This is a genomic window from Agromyces terreus, assembly GCF_009749465.1.
In the GTDB taxonomy this organism is placed as follows: domain Bacteria; phylum Actinomycetota; class Actinomycetes; order Actinomycetales; family Microbacteriaceae; genus Agromyces; species Agromyces terreus.
This window is the reverse complement of sequence record NZ_WBIS01000003.1, coordinates 299,535-324,082: the sequence shown is the minus strand read 5'-3', so window position 1 is coordinate 324,082 and position 24,548 is coordinate 299,535. Positions and strand designations below refer to the sequence as shown.

The 24,548-nt window shown below is 71.7% G+C and carries 21 protein-coding genes, 1 tRNA gene and 1 other RNA gene; 11 read left to right on the top strand and 12 right to left on the bottom strand.

The window, feature by feature from the left end; translation table 11 throughout:
* Position 1: 1 nt before the first annotated feature.
* From GQQ92_RS10105 to GQQ92_RS10090, 4 genes are all read right to left on the bottom strand, one after another.
* On the bottom strand, positions 2-1,294 hold the full coding sequence (locus tag GQQ92_RS10105) for an ABC transporter substrate-binding protein (protein ID WP_372493347.1): 1,293 nt from the start codon (positions 1,292-1,294) through the stop codon (positions 2-4).
* A gap of 156 nt (positions 1,295-1,450) precedes the next feature.
* Entirely contained in the window at positions 1,451-2,215 is a 765-nt protein-coding gene (locus GQQ92_RS10100) for an SGNH/GDSL hydrolase family protein (RefSeq protein ID WP_232057622.1), read from the bottom strand.
* A gap of 58 nt (positions 2,216-2,273) precedes the next feature.
* Positions 2,274-3,329, bottom strand: coding sequence for an aspartate-semialdehyde dehydrogenase (locus GQQ92_RS10095; RefSeq protein ID WP_156999111.1), 1,056 nt, complete (start codon positions 3,327-3,329; stop codon positions 2,274-2,276).
* 154 nt (positions 3,330-3,483) lie between these two features.
* Positions 3,484-4,758, bottom strand: a complete 1,275-nt coding sequence (locus tag GQQ92_RS10090) for an aspartate kinase (protein WP_156999110.1) — start codon at positions 4,756-4,758, stop codon at positions 3,484-3,486.
* Positions 4,759-4,870: 112 nt separating this feature from the next.
* Here GQQ92_RS10090 and GQQ92_RS10085 point away from each other — a divergent pair, with 112 nt between their 5' ends.
* From GQQ92_RS10085 to GQQ92_RS10075, 3 genes are all read left to right on the top strand, one after another.
* Positions 4,871-5,371, top strand: a complete 501-nt coding sequence (locus GQQ92_RS10085) for a hypothetical protein (RefSeq protein ID WP_156999109.1) — start codon at positions 4,871-4,873, stop codon at positions 5,369-5,371.
* Positions 5,372-5,474: 103 nt separating this feature from the next.
* Positions 5,475-6,377, top strand: a complete 903-nt coding sequence (locus tag GQQ92_RS10080) for an ABC transporter ATP-binding protein (RefSeq protein WP_156999108.1) — start codon at positions 5,475-5,477, stop codon at positions 6,375-6,377.
* On the top strand, positions 6,374-7,993 hold the full coding sequence (locus tag GQQ92_RS10075; RefSeq protein ID WP_156999107.1) for an ABC transporter permease: 1,620 nt from the start codon (positions 6,374-6,376) through the stop codon (positions 7,991-7,993). Before GQQ92_RS10080 ends, GQQ92_RS10075 begins: the two co-directional genes overlap by 4 nt.
* A gap of 21 nt (positions 7,994-8,014) precedes the next feature.
* Here GQQ92_RS10075 and GQQ92_RS10070 read toward each other — a convergent pair whose 3' ends face one another.
* From GQQ92_RS10070 to GQQ92_RS10060, 3 genes are read right to left on the bottom strand one after another with little or no spacing between them, the layout of a single operon-like run.
* Positions 8,015-8,377: a YybH family protein gene (locus GQQ92_RS10070; protein WP_156999106.1), complete on the bottom strand. Its 363-nt coding sequence runs from the start codon at positions 8,375-8,377 to the stop codon at positions 8,015-8,017.
* A 46-nt stretch (positions 8,378-8,423) separates the two neighbouring features.
* Positions 8,424-9,020 (bottom strand): recombination mediator RecR, encoded by a 597-nt coding sequence (gene recR / locus GQQ92_RS10065; protein WP_156999105.1) that lies wholly within the window; start codon positions 9,018-9,020, stop codon positions 8,424-8,426.
* A gap of 3 nt (positions 9,021-9,023) precedes the next feature.
* Positions 9,024-11,654 (bottom strand): DNA polymerase III subunit gamma and tau, encoded by a 2,631-nt coding sequence (locus GQQ92_RS10060; RefSeq protein WP_156999104.1) that lies wholly within the window; start codon positions 11,652-11,654, stop codon positions 9,024-9,026.
* A gap of 78 nt (positions 11,655-11,732) precedes the next feature.
* Here GQQ92_RS10060 and GQQ92_RS10055 point away from each other — a divergent pair, with 78 nt between their 5' ends.
* On the top strand, positions 11,733-12,107 hold the full coding sequence (locus tag GQQ92_RS10055) for a TraR/DksA family transcriptional regulator (RefSeq protein ID WP_156999103.1): 375 nt from the start codon (positions 11,733-11,735) through the stop codon (positions 12,105-12,107).
* Positions 12,108-12,184: 77 nt separating this feature from the next.
* On the opposite strand, the gene GQQ92_RS10050 is transcribed toward GQQ92_RS10055, so the two are convergent.
* From GQQ92_RS10050 to pta, 4 genes are all read right to left on the bottom strand, one after another.
* Positions 12,185-13,444 carry an MFS transporter gene (locus GQQ92_RS10050; protein WP_197738191.1) on the bottom strand — a complete coding sequence of 420 codons (1,260 nt, stop codon included), beginning with the start codon at positions 13,442-13,444 and terminating at the stop codon, positions 12,185-12,187.
* Positions 13,441-14,049: a helix-turn-helix domain-containing protein gene (locus GQQ92_RS10045; RefSeq protein ID WP_197738190.1), complete on the bottom strand. Its 609-nt coding sequence runs from the start codon at positions 14,047-14,049 to the stop codon at positions 13,441-13,443. The genes GQQ92_RS10050 and GQQ92_RS10045 overlap by 4 nt, the downstream gene beginning before the upstream one ends.
* 178 nt (positions 14,050-14,227) lie before the next feature.
* Positions 14,228-15,430 carry an acetate/propionate family kinase gene (locus GQQ92_RS10040; RefSeq protein ID WP_156999100.1) on the bottom strand — a complete coding sequence of 401 codons (1,203 nt, stop codon included), beginning with the start codon at positions 15,428-15,430 and terminating at the stop codon, positions 14,228-14,230.
* Positions 15,427-17,592: a phosphate acetyltransferase gene (gene pta, locus GQQ92_RS10035; protein ID WP_156999099.1), complete on the bottom strand. Its 2,166-nt coding sequence runs from the start codon at positions 17,590-17,592 to the stop codon at positions 15,427-15,429. Before pta ends, GQQ92_RS10040 begins: the two co-directional genes overlap by 4 nt.
* Positions 17,593-17,916: 324 nt before the next feature.
* Here pta and GQQ92_RS10030 point away from each other — a divergent pair, with 324 nt between their 5' ends.
* From GQQ92_RS10030 to GQQ92_RS10005, 6 genes are all read left to right on the top strand, one after another.
* Entirely contained in the window at positions 17,917-19,371 is a 1,455-nt protein-coding gene (locus GQQ92_RS10030) for a flavin-containing monooxygenase (protein ID WP_197738189.1), read from the top strand.
* The gene (locus GQQ92_RS10025; protein ID WP_156999097.1) at positions 19,368-20,345 is read left to right on the top strand and encodes a bile acid:sodium symporter family protein; all 978 of its coding nucleotides are present in this window, start codon (positions 19,368-19,370) and stop codon (positions 20,343-20,345) included. The genes GQQ92_RS10030 and GQQ92_RS10025 overlap by 4 nt, the downstream gene beginning before the upstream one ends.
* Positions 20,342-21,316, top strand: coding sequence for an SDR family oxidoreductase (locus tag GQQ92_RS10020; RefSeq protein WP_156999096.1), 975 nt, complete (start codon positions 20,342-20,344; stop codon positions 21,314-21,316). Before GQQ92_RS10025 ends, GQQ92_RS10020 begins: the two co-directional genes overlap by 4 nt.
* 55 nt (positions 21,317-21,371) lie before the next feature.
* Positions 21,372-21,468, top strand: an RNA gene (gene ffs / locus GQQ92_RS10015) — signal recognition particle sRNA small type.
* Positions 21,467-21,554: transfer RNA gene (locus GQQ92_RS10010), tRNA-Ser, on the top strand. The genes ffs and GQQ92_RS10010 overlap by 2 nt, the downstream gene beginning before the upstream one ends.
* Before the next feature lie 302 nt (positions 21,555-21,856).
* Entirely contained in the window at positions 21,857-22,411 is a 555-nt protein-coding gene (locus tag GQQ92_RS10005; protein WP_156999095.1) for a hypothetical protein, read from the top strand.
* A 99-nt stretch (positions 22,412-22,510) separates the two neighbouring features.
* On the opposite strand, the gene GQQ92_RS10000 is transcribed toward GQQ92_RS10005, so the two are convergent.
* Positions 22,511-23,179 carry a GNAT family N-acetyltransferase gene (locus GQQ92_RS10000; RefSeq protein ID WP_232057621.1) on the bottom strand — a complete coding sequence of 223 codons (669 nt, stop codon included), beginning with the start codon at positions 23,177-23,179 and terminating at the stop codon, positions 22,511-22,513.
* A 94-nt stretch (positions 23,180-23,273) separates the two neighbouring features.
* Between GQQ92_RS10000 and ligD the strand changes: the two genes are divergently transcribed.
* Positions 23,274-24,515 (top strand): non-homologous end-joining DNA ligase, encoded by a 1,242-nt coding sequence (ligD, locus tag GQQ92_RS09995; protein WP_156999094.1) that lies wholly within the window; start codon positions 23,274-23,276, stop codon positions 24,513-24,515.
* The last annotated feature ends 33 nt before the right edge of the window (positions 24,516-24,548 follow it).

Here is a 24,548-nt window from a genome sequence, read left to right as displayed (position 1 = left end):
GCTACTCGCCCGACTTCTCCGCGACGAGGTCGGCGACCGCGTCGAGCGTGCCCTGCGCGTCGGACTTGCCCTCGTAGAGCTTCAGGAAGAGCTCGCTGATGTCGGTCGACAGGCTCGGCACGCGCGCCTCGGGGGCGTAGTCCTCGAAGCCGATGTCGCGCATGTCGAGGAACGTCTGGGCGTGTGCGGGGTAGTCGCCCTCGAGCACGACCTCGTCGGCGCCCTTGATCGACGGAACCGCGTTGCCGCCGCCCTCGAGGCGGAACGTCTGCCCCTCGGCCGAGAGGAACTCGGTCCAGAAGGTGAACGCCGCGTCCTCCGCGCCCGTCTTCGCGTTGATCGCGAGGTACGACGTCGCGACGCCGGTCGGCGCCGGCTGCCCGTCGGGCGTCGGCCAGCGCACGATGTCGTAGCTGTCCTGCTCGCCCGCCGATTCGACGGTGCCGATCGTGTAGCGGCCCTGCACGAAGAAGCCGGCCTTGTGCGTCACGAAGAGGCTGTCGGCCCCGGCGCCGTCGGGCAGCGTGTCCGCCACGACGAAGGTGCCGTCCTGGAACTGCGCGCCGAGCTCCTCGACCGCCGCGACGCTCGTCGGGTCGGTGTTCGCGACGAACGCTCCGGACTCGTCGTACGGGGCGGGGGCGCCCTGCGCGGAGAGCCAGCTGTAGTGGGTGGCCCAGTAGTTCCAGAACATCGAACCCGTCAGGCCCGCGTCGTGGAGCTTCTCGTTCATCTCGAGGTAGACGTCGGTCGTCCACTCGCCGTTCTCGGCGAGGGTCGCGGGGTCCTCCGTGATGTCCGCCGCGGCGAGCGCCTGCTTGTCGTACCAGAGCACGTCGGGGTTGGAGTCGTTCGGGGCGGCGAAGTACTCGCCGTCCTGCTCGGCCGCGCCGAAGAGGCCGGGGAAGAAGTCGTCGGGCTTCGTCTGGCTGTCATCCGACTCCATCAGGCTCTTGAGCGGCATGAGGCGACCGGAGTCGACGAACTGGCCGATCTTGTCGTCGCCGACGTAGAAGACGTCGGGCGCGGTGTTGCTCGTGAGCTGCGCGAGCAGCTTGGAGTGGTAGTCGCCGTAGCTGGCGACGGGCTGCAGCTTGACGGTGATGTCGGGGTGGCGCTTCATGAACTCCTCGTTGAACTCCTTGTAGCGGGTCAACTCCTCGGCCGTTCCCCAGGTGGACCACACGACGGTGTTCTCGTCCTTCGCACCTCCCCCGCCGCTGCATGCCGCCAGGCCGGCGACGACTGCCGCTGCGGCACCGATCGCCAGGAGACGCCTCATCTTCGAGTTCACGCGGGGCATTCCGCCACCTCTTTCGTCTTTGCAGGAGGGCCGAACCGGGTGGGTTCGGGGAATTGCTTCGCTCGTATTCTGTATACAAAACTCAGAAACGTCAAGATCACGAAGATCACGAAGCGGCAACGGGACCCTTCTACGGCGTCGCGGCGCTCAGAGCCCGAGGTCGCGCAGCTCGGCGTCCATGCGCCGTGCCATCTCGGCGTAGCCGTCGTCGTTCGGATGCAGCCCGTCGGCGGCCATCCACTCGGGATGCCCCTCGAGCCAGTGCGAGGCGCCGCCGACCCAGTCGGCGCCGACCTCATCGGCGCCGTCGTGCACCCAGCCGATGATCCGCTCGACCGAGTCGGGGCGCTCGTCGGTGTACCAGAACGGCTCGACGACGACGAGACGCGCGTCGGGCAGCTCGTCGGCCAGGCGGCCGAGGTCCGCGCCGATCGCCGCCTCGATGTCGGCGGCGCGGTCGGGCATCGAGAAGTTGTCGTTCAGGCCCATGGTGACGAACACGAGGTCGGGCGCCGGTTCGAGCGCGACGATCTCGTCGACGAGGTCGACGCCCGGCCCGCCGAAGCCGGCACCGCGGTTGTTCACGAATCCGAGCCCGTTGACGCTCGGGTTGAACTCCGCCCACCCCCGATCGGCCGCGATGATCGACGACCACCGGCGTTCGGGCGAGCTCGCGCCCGTGCCGAGCGTGTACGAGTCGCCGTAGAACGCGGCGATCGGTGCACCCGGCGGCAAGGAGGGCACCGAGCGATCGGATGCCGCGGGGCCGGCGCACCCCGCGAGGAGCAGCCCGAGCATCCCGAGGCCGACGCCGACGCCGACGAGCCGCGCCGCGCGCCCGGCGATCGACGTGCGCCCGGCCGACACCGCCGCAGCGACGTCGAACGCCCGCCCGCCCCGAGTTCCGCTCATGCGGGTGGTTCGGGGCCGACGGGCGTTCGGATCGGCTGGACGCCGAGCATCGGATCGATCAGACGGCGGCGGGCAGCTTCGCGGCGATGAGCTCGGCGATCTGCACGGCGTTCAGCGCCGCGCCCTTGCGCAGGTTGTCGTTCGAGACGAAGAGCACGAGGCCCTTGCCGTCGGCGGCCGACTGGTCCTGGCGGATGCGCCCGACGTAGCTCGGGTCGGTGCCCGCGGCCTGCAGCGGCGTGGGCACGTCGGACAGCGCGACGCCCGGGGCATCCGAAAGCAGCTCGGTGGCACGCTCGGGCGTGATCGGGTTCGCGAACTCGGCGTGGATCGACAGCGAGTGCCCCGTGAAGACCGGCACGCGCACGCACGTGCCCGCGACCCGCAGGCCGGGCAGCTCGAGGATCTTGCGGCTCTCGTTGCGGAGCTTCTTCTCCTCGTCGGTCTCGGCGTCGCCGTCGTCGACGATCGAGCCGGCGAGCGGGATCACGTCGAAGGCGATCGTGCGCGGGAACTTCTCGTTGGCCGGGAACTCGACGGCGCGGCCGTCGTGCACGAGCTCGATCGCGTCCTGCGCGACCGCGGCCCGCGCCTGCTCGAGCAGCTCCTCGCCGCCCGCGAGGCCGGCGCCCGAGACCGCCTGGTACGTCGAGATCATGAGGCGCTCGAGGCCCGCCTCGTCGTGCAGCACCTTGAGCACGGGCATCGCCGCCATGGTGGTGCAGTTCGGGTTCGCGATGATGCCCTTGACGGCCTCGTCGATCGCGTGCGGGTTGACCTCGCTCACGACGAGCGGGACCTCGGGGTCCATGCGCCAGCCGCTCGAGTTGTCGACCACCGTGACGCCTGCCGCGGCGAACCGGGGGGCCTGCGCCTTCGAGAGCGTCGCGCCGGCCGAGAAGATCGCCACGTCGAGGCCCGTCGGATCGGCCGTCGAGGCGTCCTCGACGACGATGTCCTCGCCCTTCCAGGGCAGCGTCGAACCGGCCGAGCGGGCCGAGGCGAAGTACCGGATCGAGGCGACCGGGAAGTCGCGTTCCTCGAGCAGCCTGCGCACGACCGCGCCGACCTGACCGGTGGCGCCGACGACGCCGATGTTCACTCCCTGTGCCATGCGTTTCCCTATCTCTTCGGGCTCGCGGCTCGCGCCGTGCCCGTGCGTCCGGCGGATGCCGTCATTCCAGTGTGCAGGACAACGCCGCCGGATCAGGACGGAATCCGAGGAACCGTCCTGTTCTGGCAGCTTTGTCCTGATTTGCGGCAGAGACTCAGCGGCCGGTGCCGCCGTGCACGACCGCATCGACGTCGGAGTCGAGGTCGAACGCCGTGTGCACCGCGCGCGCGGCGTCGGCGACGCTGTCGGCGCGCGTCACGACGGAGATGCGGATCTCGCTCGTGGAGATCATCTCGATGTTGATGCCGGCGTCGTAGAGCGCCTCGAAGAGCTTCGCCGAGACGCCCGAGGCGCTGCGCATCGCGTTGCCGACGAGCGAGAGCTTGCCGATCTGGTCGTCGTACTGCAGCGACTCGAACCCGACCGAGTCCTTCGCGTTGGCGAGGGCCGTCAGGGCCCGCTCGCCGTCGGCCTTCGGCAGCGTGAACGAGATGTCGGTGCGCCCAGTGGTGGCCGCCGACACGTTCTGCACGATGACGTCGACGTTGGCGTTGGTGTTCGCGACGATCTTGAAGATCTTCGCCGCGACGCCCGGCTTGTCGGGCACGCCGACGACCGTGATCTTCGCCTCGGACAGATCGACCGCGACTCCGGCGATGACGGACTCTTCCACAGCTGCTCCTTCGGGAAGACGCGAGGGGTCGTAGACGATCGTCCCCTCGTTGTTGTTGAACGACGACCGCACGTGCAACGTCACGCCGTGGCGACGCGCGTACTCGACGGCACGGATGTGCAGGACCTTGGCACCGGATGCCGCGAGCTCGAGCATCTCCTCGCTGGTGACGCGGTCGAGCTTGTGCGCCCGCTTGACCATGCGCGGGTCGGAGGTGAACACGCCGTCGACGTCGGTGTAGATCTCGCAGACGTCGGCGTTCAGGGCCGCGGCGAGCGCGACGGCCGTGGTGTCGCTGCCGCCGCGGCCGAGGGTGGTGATGTCGCGCGACTCGCGGCTGAAGCCCTGGAACCCCGCGACGATGACGACGGCGCCGTCGTCGAGCGCCTCGCGCAGTCGCACCGGGGTGACGTCGACGATGCGCGCCGCGCCGTGCGTGGCATCCGTGATCATGCCGGCCTGGCTGCCCGTGAACGAGCGCGCGTCGTGGCCCATGCTCTTGATGGCCATCGCGAGCAGCGCCATGGAGATGCGCTCGCCCGCCGACAGCAGCATGTCGAGCTCGCGCGGGGCCTGGATCGGCGTGACGTCGTTGGCGAGGTCGAGCAGTTCGTCGGTGGTGTCGCCCATCGCCGAGACGGCGACGACCACGTCGTTGCCCGCCTTGCGGGTCTCGACGATGCGCTTGGCCACGCGCTTGATGCTCTCCGCGTCGGCGACGGAGGACCCGCCGAACTTCTGCACGATCAAGCTCACGTGGTCTCCAAGGGGTGGGTGGGGCGCCGGGTGTGCACCTCTGGTCGCCGGAACCCCCATCATACGGCGGGCGCGTATGCGTCTTCGGCAATGTGACGGCTAGAGTGCGGCCATGACGGACGCACTCGACGGATGGTCGGAGTTCAATGTCGCGATGCTGGGCGCGACCGCGGCGCTCGCCGGTCTGCTCATCGTCGCGATGTCGGTGAACATCGGCTCGATCATGCAGTCGAAGACCCTGCCGGCCCGGGCCGCGGCCTCGATCGCGACCCTCGTGCTCGCGATCGTGGCGACGGGCCTCGCCCTGGCTCCCGGCCAACCGATCTGGCTGTACGGACTCGAGGTGCTCGTCGCGGCCGGCATCGCCGCGGCGTTCGAGGCGCACGCGGTGTCGACGATCTTCCGCGACGAGCTGCACCCCGGATCGCCCGTCGAGCTCGCCGGGAAGTCGGCCGCCGGGCTGGTGCCGGTGGTCGTCTACCTCGTCGGCGCCGCGCTGGTCGTCGGCGGAGCGGTGCCGGTCGGGCTCATGCTCATCGGGATCGGCGCGATCCTCGCGATCGTGTCGGCCATCGTGCTCGCCTGGGTCGTGCTCGTCGAGGTGCTTCGCTGACGGATGCCGCGGCTCGCGCTTCGGGCTCCCGCGCTCGGGCTCGCGTGTCGGGCTCGCGTGTCGGGCCGGCCGCCCGCGCGGCCCGGGCAATAACGTCGGACGCATGACCGAGACATCCGTGATCGAGATCGCCGCGCTGCGCAAGCGCTTCGGCAGGTTCGACGCCCTCGACGGCCTCGACCTCGAACTGCGCGAGGGCGAGGTGCTCGGATTCCTGGGCCCGAACGGGGCCGGCAAGTCGACCACGATCCGCATCCTGCTCGGGCTCATGCGCCGCACGAGCGGCGAGGTGCGCCTGTTCGGACAGGACCCGTGGAGCCGCGCCGTCCACCTGCACCGGCGGCTCGCGTACGTTCCGGGCGACGTGGCGCTCTGGCCCGGCCTCACCGGCGGCCAGTGCATCGACGTGCTCGGCGCCTCGGGCGCGCCGATCGACCCCGCCCGGCGCGAGGAGCTGACGCAGCGGTTCGAGCTCGACCCCTCGAAGCGCGTGCGCGACTACTCGAAGGGCAACCGGCAGAAGGTGGCGCTCGTCGCGGCGCTCGCGGCGCGGGCCGAGCTGCTCGTCGTCGACGAGCCGACGTCGGGCCTCGACCCGCTCATGGAGGAGGTGTTCCGCGAGTGCGTCGCCGAGCGCGCCGCCGAGGGCACGTCGGTGCTGCTGTCGAGCCACATCCTGAGCGAGGTCGAGGTGCTCTGCCAGCGGGTCACCATCATCCGCCACGGCAAGGTGGTCACGAGCGGCGACATCGCCGACCTGCGCCGGATGTCGCGCACGAAGGTGCACGCCGTGACCCGGGGGCCGGCGCCAGACCTGAGCCGCGCCGACGTGTCCGGGCTCGAGACCGGTGCCGCCGGCGACGGCACCGAGCTCTCGTTCAGCGTCGCCCCCGACGCCCTCGACGACGTGCTGCCGCAGTTGCTCGCCGTCGGCGTCTCGACGCTGACCGTGCGGCCGCCGAGCCTCGACGAGCTCTTCCTCGAGGCGTACGAGGACCGGGCGTGACGCACGCGACGACCGAGCGCGCGGAGGCGGCCGCGCCCGGAGCGCCCGGGTCCCGAGGCGGCTTCGGCACCGTGCTCCGCGTGCAGCTGCGCACCGGGTGGGCGGCCCCCGTCATCTGGGTCGTCTCCCTGATCGCCGGGTACGCGGCGACCGTCGGCGCGATCGACGGCCTCTACGGCACCCCCGAGCAGTTGGCGACGTATCAGGCGACCGTCGGCTCCGATCCCGCGATGGCCGCGATCAACGGCACGCCCTACGGCGCCGACACGCTCGGCGGCGTCGTCTCGAACGAGTTCGGGTTCATCTCGGCGATCGCGATCCCGCTCATGGGGCTCCTGCTCGTGGCCAGGCAGACCCGGGCCCTCGAGGAGGTCGGGCTGCTCGAGCTGCTGCGCTCGCGCAGCGTCGGCGCCCATGCGCCGTGGATGGCCGCCCTGCTCACGGCGGTGTTCAGCAGCGCGCTCGTGGGCGTCGGCATGGCGGTCACCCTCATCGCCTACGACGTCGACGCGGCCGATGCCTGGTTGTACGGCACCTCGATGACGCTGCTCGGATGCGTGTTCGCGGGCCTCGCGGTGTTCGTCGGGCAGCTCGTGCTGCGCGCCCGCGGCGTCTCCTCGATCGGCGTGCTCGTGATCGGCTTCGCCTACGTGACCCGCGCGATCGGCGACGTGCGCGACTCCTGGTGGAAGTGGCTCTCCCCACTCGCGTGGCAGCAGGAGACCCGGCCGTTCGCCGACGACGCGCGCGTCTGGCCGTTGGCGATCTCGTTCGGCGTCGCGCTCGCGTTCGCCGTCGTCGGCCTCGTGCTCGTGGGCCGCCGCGACCTCGGCTCGGCGGTCTTCGCCGCCCGTCCGGGGCGCACGCGCGCCTCGTCGTTCGCGGGCACCGCGCTCGGGCTGGCGCTGCGCGCGCACTCGGCGACCGTGCTCGCCTGGTCCGTCGGCGCGGCGGCGATCTCGGGCGTCTTCGGCGCGTTCACCGACGACATCGCCGACGCGGTCGCCGCGAACCCCGCGCTCGAGGGCATGCTGGGCGGCTCCGGTTCCGGTTCGGCGAACGACGCATACGCCGAGATGGTGCTGCTCATCCTCGTCTTCATGGCGATGGGATGCCTCGGCCAGGCCGTCGGCCGGATGCGTGAGGAGGAGACATCCGGACGCCTCGAGACCACCCTCGCGAGGTCGGAGTCCCGGGTGTGGTGGATGGCCGCGCACGGCCTCGTCGCGATGGCCGGTGCCGCACTGATCGTGCTCGTCGGCTCCGCCGTGCTGGCGTGGTCGGCGGGCGACGAGACGCACGGCGTCGTCGCGGCCGGGTTCGCCTATCTGGCCGCGGTGCTCGTGTTCGGCGCGCTCGGCCTGCTGCTGCTCGGCGTGCTGCCGCGATTCACCGCCGCGATCTGGGCGGTGCTCGGCGTGATCGTCTTCCTCGCCCTGCTGGGATCGACCCTGTCGCTGCCCGACTGGGTGCTGGCGCTCTCGCCCGTGCAGGCGGTCGGCCATCTGCCCGGTGAGGATGTCTCGGCGTCGGCCGAGTGGGCGCTCGTCGGCATCGCCGCGGTGCTCGCCGCCGTCGGGCTGGTCGGGTTCCGTCGGCGCGACATCCCCTCGTGATCGTCGTCGCGTCGGGTCTGGTCAGTCCTGATGCTCGCGGCGCATGTACCACTCGGTGAACTCGCGCGCGCGGCCGTCGTCGGCCAGGCGGATGATCCAGAGGTTGATGAAGTCGGTGGCGGCCGGGTAGATCGTGCGACCCTGGATCAGCAGGAGGTCGTCGCGCTCGTGGATGATGCGCCAGTCGAACGCCCAGGTGCCCGGCTCGTCGAGGTCGTCGAGCCAACCGGCGACGATCTCGTCGCGACCGACCCGCGGTTCGGAGTCGGGGCTCGTCAGGTAGACCGCATCGTCGGTGAAGAGCGCGCCGATGAGGTTCGGGTCGTTCGACTGCCACGCCGCGACGTAGTCGGCGACCCACTCGGCACCTCGGCTGACGGCCATGCGTCCAGTCCAGCCCAGGTCGTGGCGCGCGTCAACCCTTCGCGGTTCAGCCGACGACGCGGCGGCCCTCGAACGCGCGCCCGAGCGTGACCTCGTCGGCGTACTCGAGGTCGCCGCCGACGGGCAGGCCCGACGCGAGGCGCGTGACGCGGATCTCGAGGGTCGTGAGGAGGCGGCTGAGGTAGGTCGCCGTGGCCTCGCCCTCGAGGTTGGGGTCGGTGGCGATGATGACCTCGGTGACGGTGCCGTCGGCAAGCCGCTGCATGAGCTGGCGGATGCGCAGTTCATCGGGGCCGATGCCGTCGATGGGGCTGATGGCCCCGCCGAGCACGTGGTACAGCCCACGGAACTCGCGCGTGCGCTCGATGGCGACGACGTCTTTGGCCTCTTCGACGACGCAGATGAGCGCGGGGTCTCGGCGCGGGTCGCGGCAGATGCCGCAGGTCTGCTGCTCGGAGACGTTGCCGCAGATCTCGCAGAACCGCACCTTCTGGCGCACCTCGGTGAGGATCTCGGCGAGCCGGCTCACGTCGAACTGCTCGGTCTGCACGATGTGGAACGCGATGCGCTGGGCGGACTTCGGCCCGATGCCGGGGAGCCTGCCGAGTTCGTCGATGAGTTCTTGGACGATGCCCTCGTACACGCGTCAGCTCCGATCGCCGAAGCCGGGACGCGACGGCGCCTCGACCTCTTCGAGGAAGGTCGCGCCGAGCACCTCGCGCACCACCGCCTCGCCGTATCGCTGGATGCCGTCGTGGGCGGTGCTCGTCGCCGGCTTCGAGCGGCGCGGCGCCGCCTGACCGGATGGCGGCGCCTGCACACCGGCCGCAGCGGTGCCGGCCTCGGTCGGGCCGGCGCCGGAGGGGCCGCCGCCGGAGGGGCCCGCCGACGCCGCTCGGGCTGCTGCCGCCGGAACCGCTGCCGAGGAGCGCGTCGGCGCGAACGAGGCGGAGCCCGGCTCGTCGGCCGGGGCCGCACGGTCGAAGTCGGGATCGAACGGCGCCTCGTCATCGAGCGGCGGCGCGTCGAGATCATCGGGCTGCACGGGGTCGGGCGCGGGCGCGGACCGCACGGGCGGGGCCGCCGGGGCAGGCGGCGTGGGCGCCTCGGCGGCGGGTGCCTCGGCCTCGCGCACCGCGGTGAGCACGGCCGTCGAGGAGCCCGCGGACGCCTCGGCGGAGGGCTCGTCACGCGGAATCGCCACCGTGGCCCAGGAGTCGACCGGGCCGGACACCGGAGCGGATGCCGGAGCCGTGGGGGCACCGGCCGAGACGCCGCCGGCCGAGGGTGCATGAGGCGCCGACGCACCTGCTGAGGACGATCGGGCGGACGACGCCCCGCCCGAGCGCTCGCCGCGCGCGGGTGCGGCGGCCGCCGAGTGGGAAGCCGACGCAGGCGCACCGGGCGACGCAGGCGCATCGGGCGACTGCGGCGCGGCGCCGGAACCGGAGCCCGAACCGGACCCGGAGGGCGCCGGCGAGGGCACCTGCGCGCCGCCCTGGCCGCCGCCCTGCGTGCCGATGACCCGCGGGAGGAACTTGACCTGCACGCCCAGCACCTCGGCGATGGCCGCGCGCAGGAGTTCGGCGGGGCTCTGCGTGCCGGCGCTGCCCTTGAGGTCGTTGACGTCGTTCTGGCTCGGGAATCCGAGCACGAGCACATCGCCCTCGGAGCGGTACTCGATGACTTGCGCGGTGAGCGCCGCCATCCACGCGGTGCGCTTGACCTTCTGAAGCGAGGCGAGCACCTCGGGCCACGCGTCGCGCATCTGCTCGAGCGTCACGGGGCCGACCGGTCGCACGCGCGCGGCGGATGCCTCGGCCGCGCCCTCCGAGGGCGCCGAGCCCTCTCCGGCACCGACGGTCGCCTCGGAGGCGAGTGCGCGAGCGGCCTCGGTGACGTCGACCCGCGTGGGCTCGGCGTGCTCGCGAGCCTCGGCCGAATCCGACGTGCGCCGCTCGGAGGCGGCCGCGGCACCGGGCGCGGGCGCGTCGCCGCCTCGAGAGGCCGCGACCGACCGAGCGGGCGGGGCCTGGGTGCGGTCGGCGCCGCGGGCCTCGGCGGCGGGCGCTCCGGGCGACCCGGCCGCGCCGGGCACGCCAGCGGCATCGCTCACGCCGACGCGGCGTTCGAGCCGCTCGACGCGCGCGAGCGCACCGCGCTGGGAGTCGTCGATCGCGGGAACGAGCACGCGCGCGAGCATGAGCTCGAGGTGGAGGCGCGGTGACGTGGCTCCGCTCATCTCGGTGAGGGTCTGGTTGACGAGGTCGGCGACCCGGGAGAGCTCGGCGGCGCCGAAGGCCGCGGCCTGGGTGCTCATGCGGGCGAGCTCGTCGGCGGGAACGCCGCGCAGCACGGCCGCCGCGGCCTCGGGCGTCGAGGCGGCGACGACGATGAGGTCGCGCAGCCGCTCGAGCAGATCTTCGACGAACCGCCGGGGGTCTTGGCCGGTCTGCACCACGCGGTCCGCGGCCGCGAAGGCCCCCGCGGCGTCACCGCGGCCGACCGCGTCGACGACCTCGTCGAGCAGCGCGCCGTGCGTGTAGCCGAGCAGCGCGACGGCCCGCTCGTAGTCGATGCTCGTGCCCTCCGAACCCGCGATGAGCTGATCGAGCAGCGACAGCGTGTCTCGCGGCGAGCCCCCGCCGGCGCGCACCACGAGCGGCAGCACGCCGGGCGCGACCTCGACGCCCTCTTCGGTGCAGAGCTGCTGCACGTACTCGAGCATCGGGCCGGGCGGCACGAGCCGGAACGGATAGTGGTGCGTGCGCGAGCGGATGGTGCCGAGCACCTTGTCGGGCTCGGTGGTCGCGAAGATGAACTTGACGTGCTCGGGCGGCTCTTCGACGAGCTTGAGCAGCGCGTTGAACCCCTGCGGGGTCACCATGTGCGCCTCGTCGAGGATGAAGATCTTGTAGCGATCACGCGCAGGAGCGAACACGGCCCGCTCGCGGAGATCGCGTGCGTCGTCGACGCCGTTGTGGCTCGCGGCGTCGATCTCGACCACGTCGAGCGAGCCGCCGCCGCCGCGCGCGAGCTCGACGCAGCTGGGGCACACCCCGCACGGCACGTCGGTCGGGCCCTCGGCGCAGTTCAGGCACCGGGCGAGGATGCGCGCGGACGTGGTCTTGCCGCAGCCGCGCGGTCCGCTGAAGAGGTAGGCGTGATTGACGCGATCGGTGCGCAGCGCCGTCATGAGCGGATCGGTCACCTGCGACTGTCCGATCATCTCGGCGAACGTCTCGGGCCGGTAACGGCGATACAGGGCGGTGACCACGGGCTCCATGTTAGTTGCCGCGTCCGACACTGGAACCGGCATCCGCTGGCGTAGCATGCGGTGACCGAAGGGGGACGCATGACGGCGACGACGATGACACCGGCTCAGCTCACGAGGTTCGAGGCCAGGCTCCGCGCCGAGCGCGCCGATGCCGAGCAGCGCCTCGCCGAGTTCGACGATGCGATGACCGAGGTCCGCATCGCGCGGACGGATGCCACGGCCGACGACGAGCACGATCCGGAAGGCCCGACGATGACCCAGGAGTGGTCGCAGCGCACCGCCGTGCTGGCCGACGTCCGCGCCGAGCTCGCCGACATCGAGCACGCGCTCGCGCGCATCGCCGACGGCACCTACGGCTTCTGCACGAACTGCGGGTCCCGCATCACGGTCGCCCGCCTCGACGCGCGGCCCACCGCCGAGCTCTGCATCGACTGCGCGCGCCACGTGCGCTGAGCCGGCGTCCTCGATCCGAGCGCGAGCGGATGCCGCGGCATCCGCACCGCCCGAACTCCGGATGCCGCGGCATCCGCTCAGGCCTCGACTGGCACCGGCTCCGGCGACGACGCGTGCGAGAGCCCCTCGAACGCACGGACGAACAGCGGCGAGGCGCCGAGCGCGAGATAGAGGCATCCCGCCCCGACGAGGGTGGGCACGAGCCCGAGGTGCTCGACCGCGAGGCCCCCGAGCAGCGCACCGAGCGGCATCGACGCCGCCACGCCCGCGGTCATCGCCCCGAAGACCCTGGCGCGCATGCCGTCGGGCACCTCCCGGTACATCGCGGTGGCGATCATCGGGTTCAGCATGCCGGCGGCGAGACCCGAGGCGACGAGCACCGCGAACAGCACCGGAAGCGGGGCTCCGAGCGCCATCGTGAGATACGGCGGACCGCCCGCGAGCATGAAGCAGACCGCGAACATCACCCGGCCCGACCATCGGTGCCCGAACCACCCGAAGGCCGCCGAGCCCGTGAGCGCTCCCCCGGCGAAGCAGGCGATCATGCCGCCGAGCAGGGCCGGCTCGCCGAGCACCTCGGTCGCGTACACGGGCTTCAGGACCGTCATGCCGGCCGCGTCGATCGCGTTCGTCAGCGTCACGAGCAGCACCACGGCGAGCAGCAGCGGCGAACGCACCATGAAGCGGATGCCGGCCACGAAACCGCTCGCCGACGGATCGTGCTCGTCGCCCGCCTCTGTGGCTGCGACGGCCGCCCTCGGCACGAACGCGAGGACGAGCAGCGCGGAGACGAGGAACCCGGCCGCGTCGAACAGGAGCGCCGGCATCGGCCCGGCGAGCGCGACCGCGGCCCCGGCGATGCCCGCCCCGATCATCGTCGCCGTGCGCTGCACCGTCGATTGCACGCCCGCGGCGCGGGCCAGCGGCATGCGCGCGAGGGCGGCGAGGTCGGGCACGAGCACCGTCTTGGCCGTGTCACCGGGCGGGTCGAGCAGCCCCCCGAGGAACACCAGCGCCAACAGCGCCCCGAAATGGAGACCGACCGTGGCCGCGAGCACCGGGATCGCCACGACCGTGAGCCCGCTCGCGAGGTCGGCGACGATGCTCGACAGGCGGTAGCCGAACCGGTCGACGAGCACCCCGCCGAACGCCCCGCCGATCACGAGCGGAACGGTCGCGAACACGCCGGCCACCCCCGCCGCGAGCGGCGACCCGGTCTGCTGCAGCGCGATGATCGGGATCGCGATGAGCGCGATCGCATTGCCCGACAGCGAGAAGAACTGCGCCGTGAACAGCGCGAGGATCGGCAGGCGTCGCCGGTCGGCCGGATCGCTCATCGCTCGGACTTCGGGAAGACATGCGTGATCCACCGCACGAGGCGGGTCTCGGGCCGCGGTTCGCGCCCGCGGCCGAGCGCCCACCACTTCTCGCGGACGGCGTCGAGCTCGGCCGCGAGCTCGCGCATCTCGTCGATCGTGAGGTGAGCGCCCGCGTCGCTCGAATCGGACGCGGCGACCCATGCGGGGTCGAGCGAGATCTCGGCGTCGAGCGCGGCGAGGAGCTCGCGGTGATAGGACTCGAGCACCGTGCGCCGCATCGCCTCGGACGCCTCGCGTCGTTCGGGGTCACCGAGGAACTCCTCGGAGTGCATGACGGTCATCTCGTGCGCCGACTTCCACCAGCGCTCGCGACCGTCGCGCTCGCGCTCGGGCGCCGGCACCACGAAACCATGCTTGGCGAGCGTGCCCAGGTGGTAGCTGACCGAGCCGGATGCCGCGCCCGTCGCCTCGACGAGCATGCCCACCGAGTGCGGACCCGACGTGCGCAGCAGGCCGAGGATGCGCAGCCGCAGCGGATGCGCGAGCGCCCGCATGGAGCCCGCGTCGTGGACGTCGATGCGACGGTCTGCGCCGCGGGCCGCGGCCTTCTCGGACTCGGTCATGCCGCCCATCGTAATTCAACAAGAACTCTTGCGCAATGTTTCTTGCACATCGGCGGATCGGCGCCTGAGTGCCGAATCGGTGCCACCGAATCCGCACTCAGGCGCCGATCCGGGTGGGGCTTGCGCGGGGGCACCCGCGACGGGCGGGCGGCGCGGGCGGGGCGGGGCGGGGGGGGCGCTACGCCCGCACGACCTCGAGCGTCTGACGGGCGATCTCGAGCTCCTCGTTCGTCGGCACCACGAGCACCGCGGTGCGGGAGGCGTCGGTCGAGATGCGCCGGGCGCCGCGCTCGGGCGACGCGTTGCGCTCCGCGTCGAGCTCGACGCCGAACCATTCGAGCCCGTCGAGCGCCGCGGTGCGCACGGTCGCCGAGTTCTCGCCGACGCCGGCGGTGAACACGATCGCGTCGACCCGGCCGAGCTGCGCGGCGTAGGCGCCGACGTACGAACGGATGCGGTGCGCGTACACGTCGAATGCGACGACGGATGCCTCGTCGCCGACCGCGCGGGCCGCCTCGAGCTCGCGCATGTCGGCATGCCCGCTGAGGCCGAGGATGCCGCTCTTCGAGTTGAGCAGTCGGTCGGTCGCATCGGCGTCGAGTCCGGCACGGCGCTGCAGGTGCAGCAGCACGGCGGGATCGATATCGCCCGAGCGCGTGCCCATGACGAGTCCCTCGAGCGGGGTCATGCCCATGCTCGTGTCGACCGAACGCCCCTCGGCGACCGCGCAGGCGGACGCCCCGTTGCCGAGGTGCAGCACGATGAGGCGCAGCGCCTCGACCGGCTCCCCGAGGAACTCGGCCGCCGCACGGGAGACGAACCGGTGGGAGGTGCCGTGGAATCCGTAGCGGCGCACCCGATGCCGCTCGGCGAGCTCGCGATCGATGGCGTACGTGTATGCCGCGGGCGGCATGGTCTGGTGGAACGCCGTGTCGAAGACGGCGACGTGCGGGACCGACGGGAACGCCCGCTCGGCCGCGCGGATGCCGGCGAGGTTGGCCGGATTGTGCAGCGGCGCGAGCACCGAGAGCTCGTCGATGTTGATCTTCACGAGGTCGGTGACGACGGTCGGCTCGAAGAAGCGCGCACCGCCCTGCACGACGCGGTGTCCGACCGCGATCGGGGCGTGCTGCTCGAGCGAGGGGCCGTGCTCGGCGAACGCCTCGAGCATCACCGCGAACGCGGCGCCGTGGTCGGGCACGTCGACGTCGGACTCCCGCTCGGCCCCCGCACCGGCGCCCTCGACGCGGTGCCTCGCGTGCCCCGTGCCGCGGCCGATGCGCTCGACGAGTCCGCTCGCCAGGGTCTCGGACCGTTCGACGTCGATGAGCTGGTACTTCAGCGACGAGGAGCCCGAGTTGACGACGAGGACGACGCTCACGAGGCATCCGCCGCCTGGATCGCCGTGATCGCGACGGTGTTCACGATGTCCTGCACGAGGGCCCCTCTCGAGAGATCGTTCACGGGCTTGTTGAGGCCCTGGAGCACCGGGCCGATCGCCACCGCCCCCGCGGAACGCTGCACCGCCTTGTACGTGTTGTTGCCCGTGTTGAGGTCGGGGAAGATGAACACCGTCGCCCGCCCCGCCACATCGGACTCGGGCAGCTTCGTTCGCGCCACCGCGGCGTCGGCGGCCGCGTCGTACTGGATCGGCCCCTCGACGGCGAGCTCGGGCGCCCGCTCGCGCACGAGCGCCGTGGCCCGGCGCACCTTGTCGACGTCGGCGCCCGAACCGGACTCGCCCGTGGAGTACGAGAGCATCGCCACCCGCGGTTCGATGCCGAACTGCGCCGCCGTGAGCGCCGACGAGATCGCGATGTCGGCGAGTTGCTCGGCCGTGGGATCGGGCACCACGGCGCAGTCGCCGTAGACGAGCACGCGATCGGCGAGCGCCATGAGGAACACGCTCGAGACGACCTCGACCCCGGGCTTCGTCTTCACGATCTCGAACGACGGGCGGATCGTGTGGGCCGTCGTGTGCATCGCACCCGAGACCATGCCGTCGGCGAGGCCGAGCTCGACCATCATCGTGCCGAAGTACGACACGTCCTGCACGGTCTCGCGCGCCTGCTCGAGCGTCACGCCCTTGTGCGCGCGGCGGCGCTGGTACTCCTCGGCGAACCGCGTGACGTAGACGAAGTCGTGGTTGGAGAGCACCGTCGCACGCGAGATGTCGAGGCCGAGCCCGATGGCGCGCGAGCGCACCTCGATCTCTTCGCCGAGGATCGTGAGGTCGGCGACGTCGCGCGCGAGCAGGGTCGCCGCGGCACGCAGCACCCGGTCGTCGTACCCCTCGGGCAGCACGATGTGCTTGCGCGCGCTGCGGGCACGTTCGAGCAGGCCGTACTCGAACATGAGCGGCGTGACCACCTCGGGCGTGGCGACGTCGAGCAGGTCGAGCAGCGCCTGCCCGTCGATGTGCTTCTCGAACAGCGAGAGGGCCGTGTCGCGCTTGCGCTGCGACTCGGCCGCGAGCCGACCGCGCGTCTGCGTGACGGCGACCGCGGTGTCGTAGCTGCCGAGGTCGGTGCGGATGATCGGCAGGCCGCCCCGCAGGCCCTCGACCAGCCGCTCGACCTGCTCGGCGAGCGGGAACCCCCCGACGAGGACGATGCCCGAGATCGAGGGGAAGGTCGCCGAGGCGTGCGCGGTGAGCACGCCGATGAGCACCTCGCTGCGATCAGCGGGCACGAGCACGACCGAGCCCTCGATGAGCCGGGTCAGCACGTTCTCCATCGACATGGCCGCGATCACGACGCCGAGGGCCTCGCGGTCGAGCAGGTCGGGGTCGCCCGCGTACAGCTCGCCCTCGACGGCCTGCATGATCGAGCGCATCGACGGCGCGACGAGCACCTGGTCTTCGGGGATCGCCCACACCCCGACGGTCGCCGCGCCCCGGTCGTCGTGGCCGGCCGCCTCGTGCGCGGGCACGCGCCGCATGACGGGACGCACGGCGTCGACGATCTCGTCGAGACGATCGGCGTCGGCCCGGTTGACGACGACGCCGAGCAGGCTCGCATGCTCGCGGGCAAGTTCGTCGACCGCGAGATCGGCGAGCTGCACGAGCTCGTCGGGCGTGCGGGCCTCGGCATGGCCGATGTGCTCGGCGCGCGGGCGCCCGCCGCCGACCCGGCCGCCGAGCACGAGCAGCACCGGGGCGCCGAGGTTCGCCGCGATGCGCGCATTGTAGGCGAGCTCGGTCGGGCTGCCGACGTCGGTGAAGTCGGAACCGATGATGACCACGGCGTCGCAGCGGTCCTCGACGGCCTTGAAGCGCCGCACGATCTCGGCGAGCGCCTCATCGGGGTTCGCGTGCACGGCATCGTAGTCGACGCCGATGGCCTCTTCATAGGCCAGCGGCACGACGGCGTCGTGGGCGAGCAGCAGGTCGAGCACGTAGTCGCGTTCGTCGGTCGACCGCGCGATCGGGCGGAACACGCCCACCCGGGTCGCACGCCTCGTGAGCGTGTCGAGGGCGCCGAGCGCGACCGTGGACTTTCCGGTGTTGCCTTCGGCAGAGCAGATGTAGATGCGGTGGGCCACGCGACCAGCCTATTGCGCGGCATCCGGCACCGGACTGGGAGTCTCCCGCGAGGCCCCGGTCGAGGAGGCGCGCCGGCGCCGTCTCGAGACCACTCCGCTGGTCTCGAGACGCTTCGCTCCTCGACCGGCGGGCTTCGCTCCTCGACCGGCGGGCTTCGCTCCTCGACCGGCGGGCTTCGCTCCTCGACCGGCGAGCTCCCGGCGGCGTCCGCCGGATCGGAAGTCGAGCGCTCGTCGCTTATGCTGGGTCGGCCCGCGACGCCGCAGTGCGCCCGTGCCGAGCCGACTCCCCCACCGGCCCGAACCCAGCACCAGGAACACCACGTGAACCCCATCGCCCTCATCGGAGCGGGCCCCTCCGGCCTCGCCGGGGCCCGCGCGCTCAGCCGCGCCGGCATCCCCTTCCACGGATTCGAGGCCGGCCCCGACGTCGGCGGCCTCTGGAACATCGACAACCCGCGCTCGACCATGTACGAGTCGGCGCACCTCATCTCGAGCCGCACGACGACCGAGTTCGCCGAGTACCCGATGCGCTCGACCGCCGACTATCCCGGACACCGCGAGCTGCTCGCGTACTTCCGCGGCTTCGCCGACGAGTTCGGCCTGCGCGAGCACTTCAGCTTCGACACGCGCGTGACCTCGGTCGAGCCCGTCGACGGCGACGCGACGGGGGCGAGCGGATGGCTCGTGACCTCCGTCGGCCCCGACGGCGAGACCACCGGCGCGTACTCCGGCGTCGTGCTCGCGAACGGCACGCTCGCCGAACCGAACGTGCCGAGCTTCCGCGGCGAGTTCGCCGGCGAGATCATGCACACGAGCGCCTACAAGTCGGCGAAGGTGTTCGACGGCCGGCGCGTGCTCATCATCGGCGCGGGCAACTCGGGCTGCGACATCGCCGTCGACGCCGTCCACCACGCGGCATCCGTCGACATGTCGGTGCGCCGCGGCTACTACTTCGTGCCCCGCTACCTCTTCGGCAAGCCCGCTGACACCCTCAACCAGGGCCGCCCGCTGCCCGCGCCGATCAAGCAGTTCGTCGACAGGCGCGTGCTGCAGGCGTTCACGGGCGACCCGGTGCGATTCGGGTTCCCGAAGCCCGACTACAAGATCTACGAGTCGCACCCGATCGTGAACACGCTGATCCTCAACCACCTCGGGCAGGGCGACCTGCGCATCGTGCCCGACATCGACCGGTTCGACGGGCACACCGTGCACTTCGTCGACGGCACCTCGGGCGAGTACGACCTCGTCATGCTCGCCACCGGATACCACCTCGACTATCCGTTCATCGACCGCGCCCACCTGAACTGGACGGCCGCGTCGCCGAAGCTCTACCTCAACATCTTCCCGCCCGCATTCAACGGCGTGTTCGTGCTCGGCATGATCGAGGCCTCGGGCATCGGCTGGCAGGGACGGGCGGAGCAGGCCGAGCTCATCGCCGCCTACCTCGCCGCGGTCGCGCGCGACCCGCAGGCCGCGGCCGCATTCCGTTCGAGGGCGGATGCCGCGTGGCCCGACCTCAGCGGCGGATACAAGTACCTCGGGCTCGAGCGCATGTCGTACTACGTGAACAAGGACGCCTACCGGGGCGCCGTGAAGAAGCTGCTGGGCACGCTGGGCCGGGGGGACGCTGGTCTCGAGACGCTTCGCTCCTCGACCGGCGGGTTGCCGGATTCGGAGATTCGGGCGACACGCCGCGTCGAAGCGCCGCCCGAACGGCGTGTCGGCCAAAAGTCCGAAACGGGCAACCCCACCTCGGCCGACGGGAAGCGCGCATGAACATCGACGACGTCGTCCTGAACTTCACCCCCGGCTCGATGATCGCGCTGAACGTCGTGCTCGGCTTCATCATGTTCGGCATCGCGCTCGACACCGCGCCGTCGGACTTCAAGGCCGTGCTCAAGGCGCCGAAGGCGATGATCCTCGCACTGGTCGCGCAGATCGTGCTGCTGCCGGCGGTCACGTTCGGCCTGACGCTGCTCCTGAACGTGCAGGCGTCGATCGCGCTCGGCATGATCCTCGTGGCGTGCTGCCCGCCGGGCAACATCTCGCAGGTGCTGACGTATCGCGCCCGCGGCAACGTCGCCCTCTCGGTGTCGATGACGGCCGTCGCGAACGTCATCTACATCTTCCTGCTGCCCGTGAGCGTCGTGTTCTGGGGCAGCCTGCACCCGACCGCGCGCGACATCGTCACGACCGTGAGCCTCGACGGGTGGGAGATGCTGCTCGAGATCTTCCTCATCATCGGGCTGCCGTTCTTCGCGGGCCTCGCGATCCGCGCGAAGTGGCCGCGGTTCGCCGGACGCGTGCAGCCGTACGCCCGCTGGATCAGCCTCGCCGCGCTCGTCGGCTTCATCGTGATCGCCCTCGTCGGCAACTGGACGATCTTCATGGCGTACATCGGCATCGTGCTCGTCGCCGTGTTCCTGCACGACGCGGTCGCCCTCGGTCTCGGCTACGCGAGCGCGCGCATCGGCGGGCTGCCGAGCCGCGAGCGCAAGGCCCTCACCTTCGAGGTCGGCATCCGCAACGCGGGCCTCGGCCTCGGTCTCGTGTTCGCATTCTTCGGCGGCATCGGCGGCATGGCGATCGTCGCCGGCTGGTGGGGCATCTGGGACATCATCGCGGGCCTCACGCTCGCCACGGTCTGGGCCCGCGTCACGAAGAGGGCGGATGCCGCGCGCGCCGCGTCGCTCGACGGTGACGCGTCGGCCGTGGCCGGCACCGCCGACGGCTCGGGGGCCTCCGCATGATCCGGGTGCTCGTGACCGGGGGCAGCGGGTTCCTCGGATCCAACGCCGTGCGCGTGCTCGCCGCACACCCCGACGTCGAGCTCGTCGTCTCGGGCGATGTGCGCCCGCCCGCGGCATCCGCCCCCGACGGCGTGATCGTCGAGACCTGCGACGTGACGGATGCCGCGACCGTGTCGGCCGTCGTCGAACGGCACGCGATCGACACGATCGTGCACCTCGCCGCGATCGTGAACCCCGGCGGGCTCAGCGAGGAGATCGAGCGGCGCGTCGACGTCGACGGCACCCGCAACGTGCTCGACGCCGCCGTCGCGCACGGCGTGCGCCGCATCGTGGTGTCGTCGTCGGGCGCCGCCTACGGCTACCACGCCGACAGTCCCGCGTGGCTGAGCGAGACCGACCCGATCCGCGGCAACGAGGAGTTCAGCTACTCGCGGCACAAGCGCATCGTCGAGGAGATGCTCGCGCAGTACCGGACGGAGCACCCCGAACTCGGACAGGTCGTGCTGCGCATCGGCACGATCCTCGGGCCCACCGTGTCGAACCAGATCACGGCGCTCTGGGAGGGGCGGCGGATCCTCAAGATCCGCGGCTCGGAGAGCCCGTTCGTCTTCATCTGGGTCGACGACGTCGTCGGCGCGATCGTGCAGGGCGCCACCGGGTCGGTCACGGGCGCGTTCAACGTCGCCGGCGACGGACGCGTGACCGTGAGCGAGATCGCCGAGGCGTTCGGCACCCGCACGCTCGAACTCCCGCCGGGGCTGCTCGCCGCGGCCCTGCGCGTCGGACACGCGCTGCACCTCACCGTGCACGACGCGAACCGCGTCGGGTTCCTGCAGTTCCGGCCCGTGCTCGACAACACGCGCCTCAAGGACGTGCTCGGCTACACGCCGGGCAAGACGAGCCGCGAGGCGTTCGACGCGTACCTCGCGGTGCGGCATCCGGAGCTCGCGGCCGAGGCATCCGCTCGCTGAATCGCTCCCCGACCGGGGCGCGTTCATTTCGGCGGCCCGGCTCGGGTAGACTGTCGGAGGCTCCTCACGTGGCGCCATCCAGGCCAACTCCCCCAGGGCGGAAACGCAGCAAGGGTAACCGGGCTCTGGCGGGTGCGTGAGGGGTCTTGAGGAGAATTCGCCTAGTGGCCTATGGCGCACGCTTGGAAAGCGTGTTGGGTGCAAGCCCTCGGGGGTTCGAATCCCCCATTCTCCGCCAGCACGAAACGGCCCGATCAGTCTCTGATCGGGCCGTTTCGCATCTCCGGAGCGACCGCTCGCGTCCACCGTGCAGGAAACGAGGACCCATCCCCCCGTGGTGGCGAGGATGGGTCCTCGTTTCCTGCATCCGGTACGCAGCGCGACGGGCGGGCGCCGCGGATGGGCGCCACGGCGGGCGGGGCGGCATCCGTGTCCTCATTAATGCCGAATAGCGCAGGTGCCGCCGTCTGCCGCATGCTGTCAGAGATGTCAGCGGCGAGGATGGACACACGGAGTGGGGACGCAGGGGGCTCCTCCATCGTGGCCGGGGCAGTAAGGGGCGACGGCCTCAGGGTGTACACCCTGAGGCCGCGTCGCACCCTCGGCCGGAACATCGGCTTCTCGATCGCGGCGCTGCTGCTGCCGATCGTCGCGACGCAGCTCTGGATCCTCGACCCGTCGAGCGCATGGTGGCTGTTCGCCTGGGCCGCGGCGATCATCGCGGCGCTACTCGTGTTCGCGTGGATCGCGTACCAGCGCACGCAGGCCTCGGTGAGCCGCTACGGCATCGTCGAGCGGGGATTCTTCGGCGGCACGTACACGGTCGCCGCGCGCGACATCGCGACGGTGCTGCGCGTGCAGCTCTACCAGGGCAACAGCCTCGACACGTCGCAGGAGCTCTTCGTCGTGAGCCGGAACGGCCGCGGCGTCTTCCGCATGCGCGGGCGTTTCTGGAACACCTCGACGATGGATCGCATCGCCGGCATCCTCGACGTCAACGAGACGGTGCGCGCCGATCCGGTCACGCTCGCCGAGCTGCGCGAGACGGACCCGAACCTGCTCTACTGGTTCGAGCGCCGGTCGCTCACCCGCTGAGGGTGCGTCGCGGGGTCTCGAGACGCGCTGGCGCGCTCCTCGACCGGCGGGCGGACGCGCTGGCGCGCTCCTCGACCGGGGGGCGGACGCGCCGGCGCGCTACTCGACCGGCCGGGCGGTCGCGATGCCGAGCAGCGGAGAGGTCGGGCGGTGGGACGCGAGCTCGCGGAACCCCAGCCGGTCGTAGAACGCGCGGGCACTCGTGTTGTTCGGGTCCATGCTGAGGTGCACGCCGGGCACGCCCCGCTCGGCGAGGGCGTCGCGCAGGGTCTCGACGAGCCGACGGCCGAACCCCTTGCCCTGCAGCTCGGGCAGCAGGTCGATGTGCAGATGCGCCGGATACTCGCCGAGCTCGGCGATGCGCATGCGCTCGGGGTCGGAGCCGGCCTTCAGCAGGTCGGCCTCCGTGAACGAGGGCGCGTGCGAGGTTGCCGGCCCGGGTGACGGATGCCGCGACACGAAGCCCGGCGTCCATTCGCGCTTCCACCAGTCGATGAAGGCCGCGGTGTCGGCGACCGCGATGATGTACCCGACCGCCCGCCCGGAGCCGTCGTCGACGACGAACGCGAGCTCAGGGGCGTACGTCACGTACGGCAGCGCGAACACCTCGGGCATCAGCGAGTCGTCGGAGTACACGCCCGTCGCATCGGAGCCGCCCGAGGCGGTCAGCAGGCAGATGCGGGCGACATCCGCCCGGTCGTCGGAACGGTAGGCCCTGATGAACGGATGCCGCATCGCAGCGGCGGGAGCGGAGATCACAGCAGGCACGACCGGTGAGCCTACGGCATCCGCCGGGTCGTCCGTCGACAGCGCACCGTCCGACCCCATCGCGCGGCGACGGACACGCCCGTAGGGTGGAGGCGTGAGTCCTTCGAAGGGCGAAGCCACGACGATCGAGGTCGACGGGCGCGAGGTGCGCATCTCGAGCCCGGGCAAGGTGGTGTTCCCCGAGCCGGGCATCACGAAGCTCGACCTCGTGCACTACTACCTCGCCGTCGCCGAGGGCGCGCTGCGCGGGGCCGCGGGCCGGCCGATGGTGCTGAAACGGTTCGTGAAGGGCATCGGCGCCGAACCGTTCTTCCAGAAGCGGGTGCCCGAGAACCGCCCCGACTGGATCGACACCGCGACCCTGCACTACGCGTCGGGCACGTCGGCCGAGGAGGTCGTGCTGCGCGACGCCGCCTCGCTCGCGTGGGTGGTGAACCTCGGATGCCTCGACCTGAACCCGCATCCCGTGCGCGCAGAGGACCTCGACCACCCCGACGAGCTGCGCGTCGACCTCGACCCGATGCCGGGCGTCGCGTGGGGGCAGATCGTCGACGTCGCGCTGGTCGTGCGGGAGGTGCTCGACGACCACGGGCTCGTCGGCTGGCCGAAGACGTCGGGCTCGCGCGGACTGCACGTCAACGTGCGCATCGAACCCCGCTGGGACTACCGCGAGGTGCGCCTCGCCGCCGAGACCCTCGCCCGCGAGGTCGAGCGCCGCGCGCCCGGCCTGGCCTCGGCGAGATGGTGGAAGGAGGAGCGCGGCGAGCGCGTGTTCGTCGACTTCAACCAGAACGCGAAGGACCGCACCGTGGCATCCGCCTACTCCGTGCGGGCGCTGCCCGATGCGCGCGTCTCGACCCCGCTCGACTGGAACGAGGTGCGCGACTCCCACCCCGAGCGGTTCACGGTGCCCGCCGTGCTCGCACGGTACGCCGAACGCGGCGATGCGGCATCCGGCATCGACGACCCCGGTGCCGCCGGCAGCCTCGCGGGGCTGCTGCGGCTCGCCGAAGAGCTCGGCCCCGCCGAGAAGCCGCCGTCCGCGAAGGACGGCAGCGGACGACGCTCGTCGAGCATGCCGCTCATCGAGATCGCACGCACGAAGACGAAGCCCGAGGCGCTCGAGGCGCTCGAGACGTGGAAGGCGAGGCATCCCGACGTGGCCGCGCTGCTGCATCCGGCCGATGTGCTCGTCGACGGCATGCGCGGATCGAGTTCGCTCTGGTACCGCGTGCGGGTGAACCTGCAGCACGTGCCCGAGGGGGCGCGGCCCGAGCAGGCGGCGCTCGAGGCCGACTACGACCCGTGGGCCGGGAGGTCTCGGCCCGACGGCTGAGCCGAGTTGCAGGAACTCTCGGCCCGTCGTCGG

Coding starts and splice junctions, on each gene's coding strand:
- GQQ92_RS10055 (WP_156999103.1), top strand. CDS start 11,733: ATGACGGCGACGACGATGACACCGGCTCAGCTCACGAGGTTCGAGGCC.
- GQQ92_RS10100 (WP_232057622.1), bottom strand. CDS start 2,215: ATGAGCGGAACTCGGGGCGGGCGGGCGTTCGACGTCGCTGCGGCGGTG.
- GQQ92_RS10085 (WP_156999109.1), top strand. CDS start 4,871: ATGACGGACGCACTCGACGGATGGTCGGAGTTCAATGTCGCGATGCTG.
- GQQ92_RS10020 (WP_156999096.1), top strand. CDS start 20,342: ATGATCCGGGTGCTCGTGACCGGGGGCAGCGGGTTCCTCGGATCCAAC.
- GQQ92_RS10080 (WP_156999108.1), top strand. CDS start 5,475: ATGACCGAGACATCCGTGATCGAGATCGCCGCGCTGCGCAAGCGCTTC.
- GQQ92_RS10070 (WP_156999106.1), bottom strand. CDS start 8,377: ATGGCCGTCAGCCGAGGTGCCGAGTGGGTCGCCGACTACGTCGCGGCG.
- GQQ92_RS10045 (WP_197738190.1), bottom strand. CDS start 14,049: ATGACCGAGTCCGAGAAGGCCGCGGCCCGCGGCGCAGACCGTCGCATC.
- GQQ92_RS10025 (WP_156999097.1), top strand. CDS start 19,368: ATGAACATCGACGACGTCGTCCTGAACTTCACCCCCGGCTCGATGATC.
- GQQ92_RS10050 (WP_197738191.1), bottom strand. CDS start 13,444: ATGAGCGATCCGGCCGACCGGCGACGCCTGCCGATCCTCGCGCTGTTC.
- GQQ92_RS10095 (WP_156999111.1), bottom strand. CDS start 3,329: ATGGCACAGGGAGTGAACATCGGCGTCGTCGGCGCCACCGGTCAGGTC.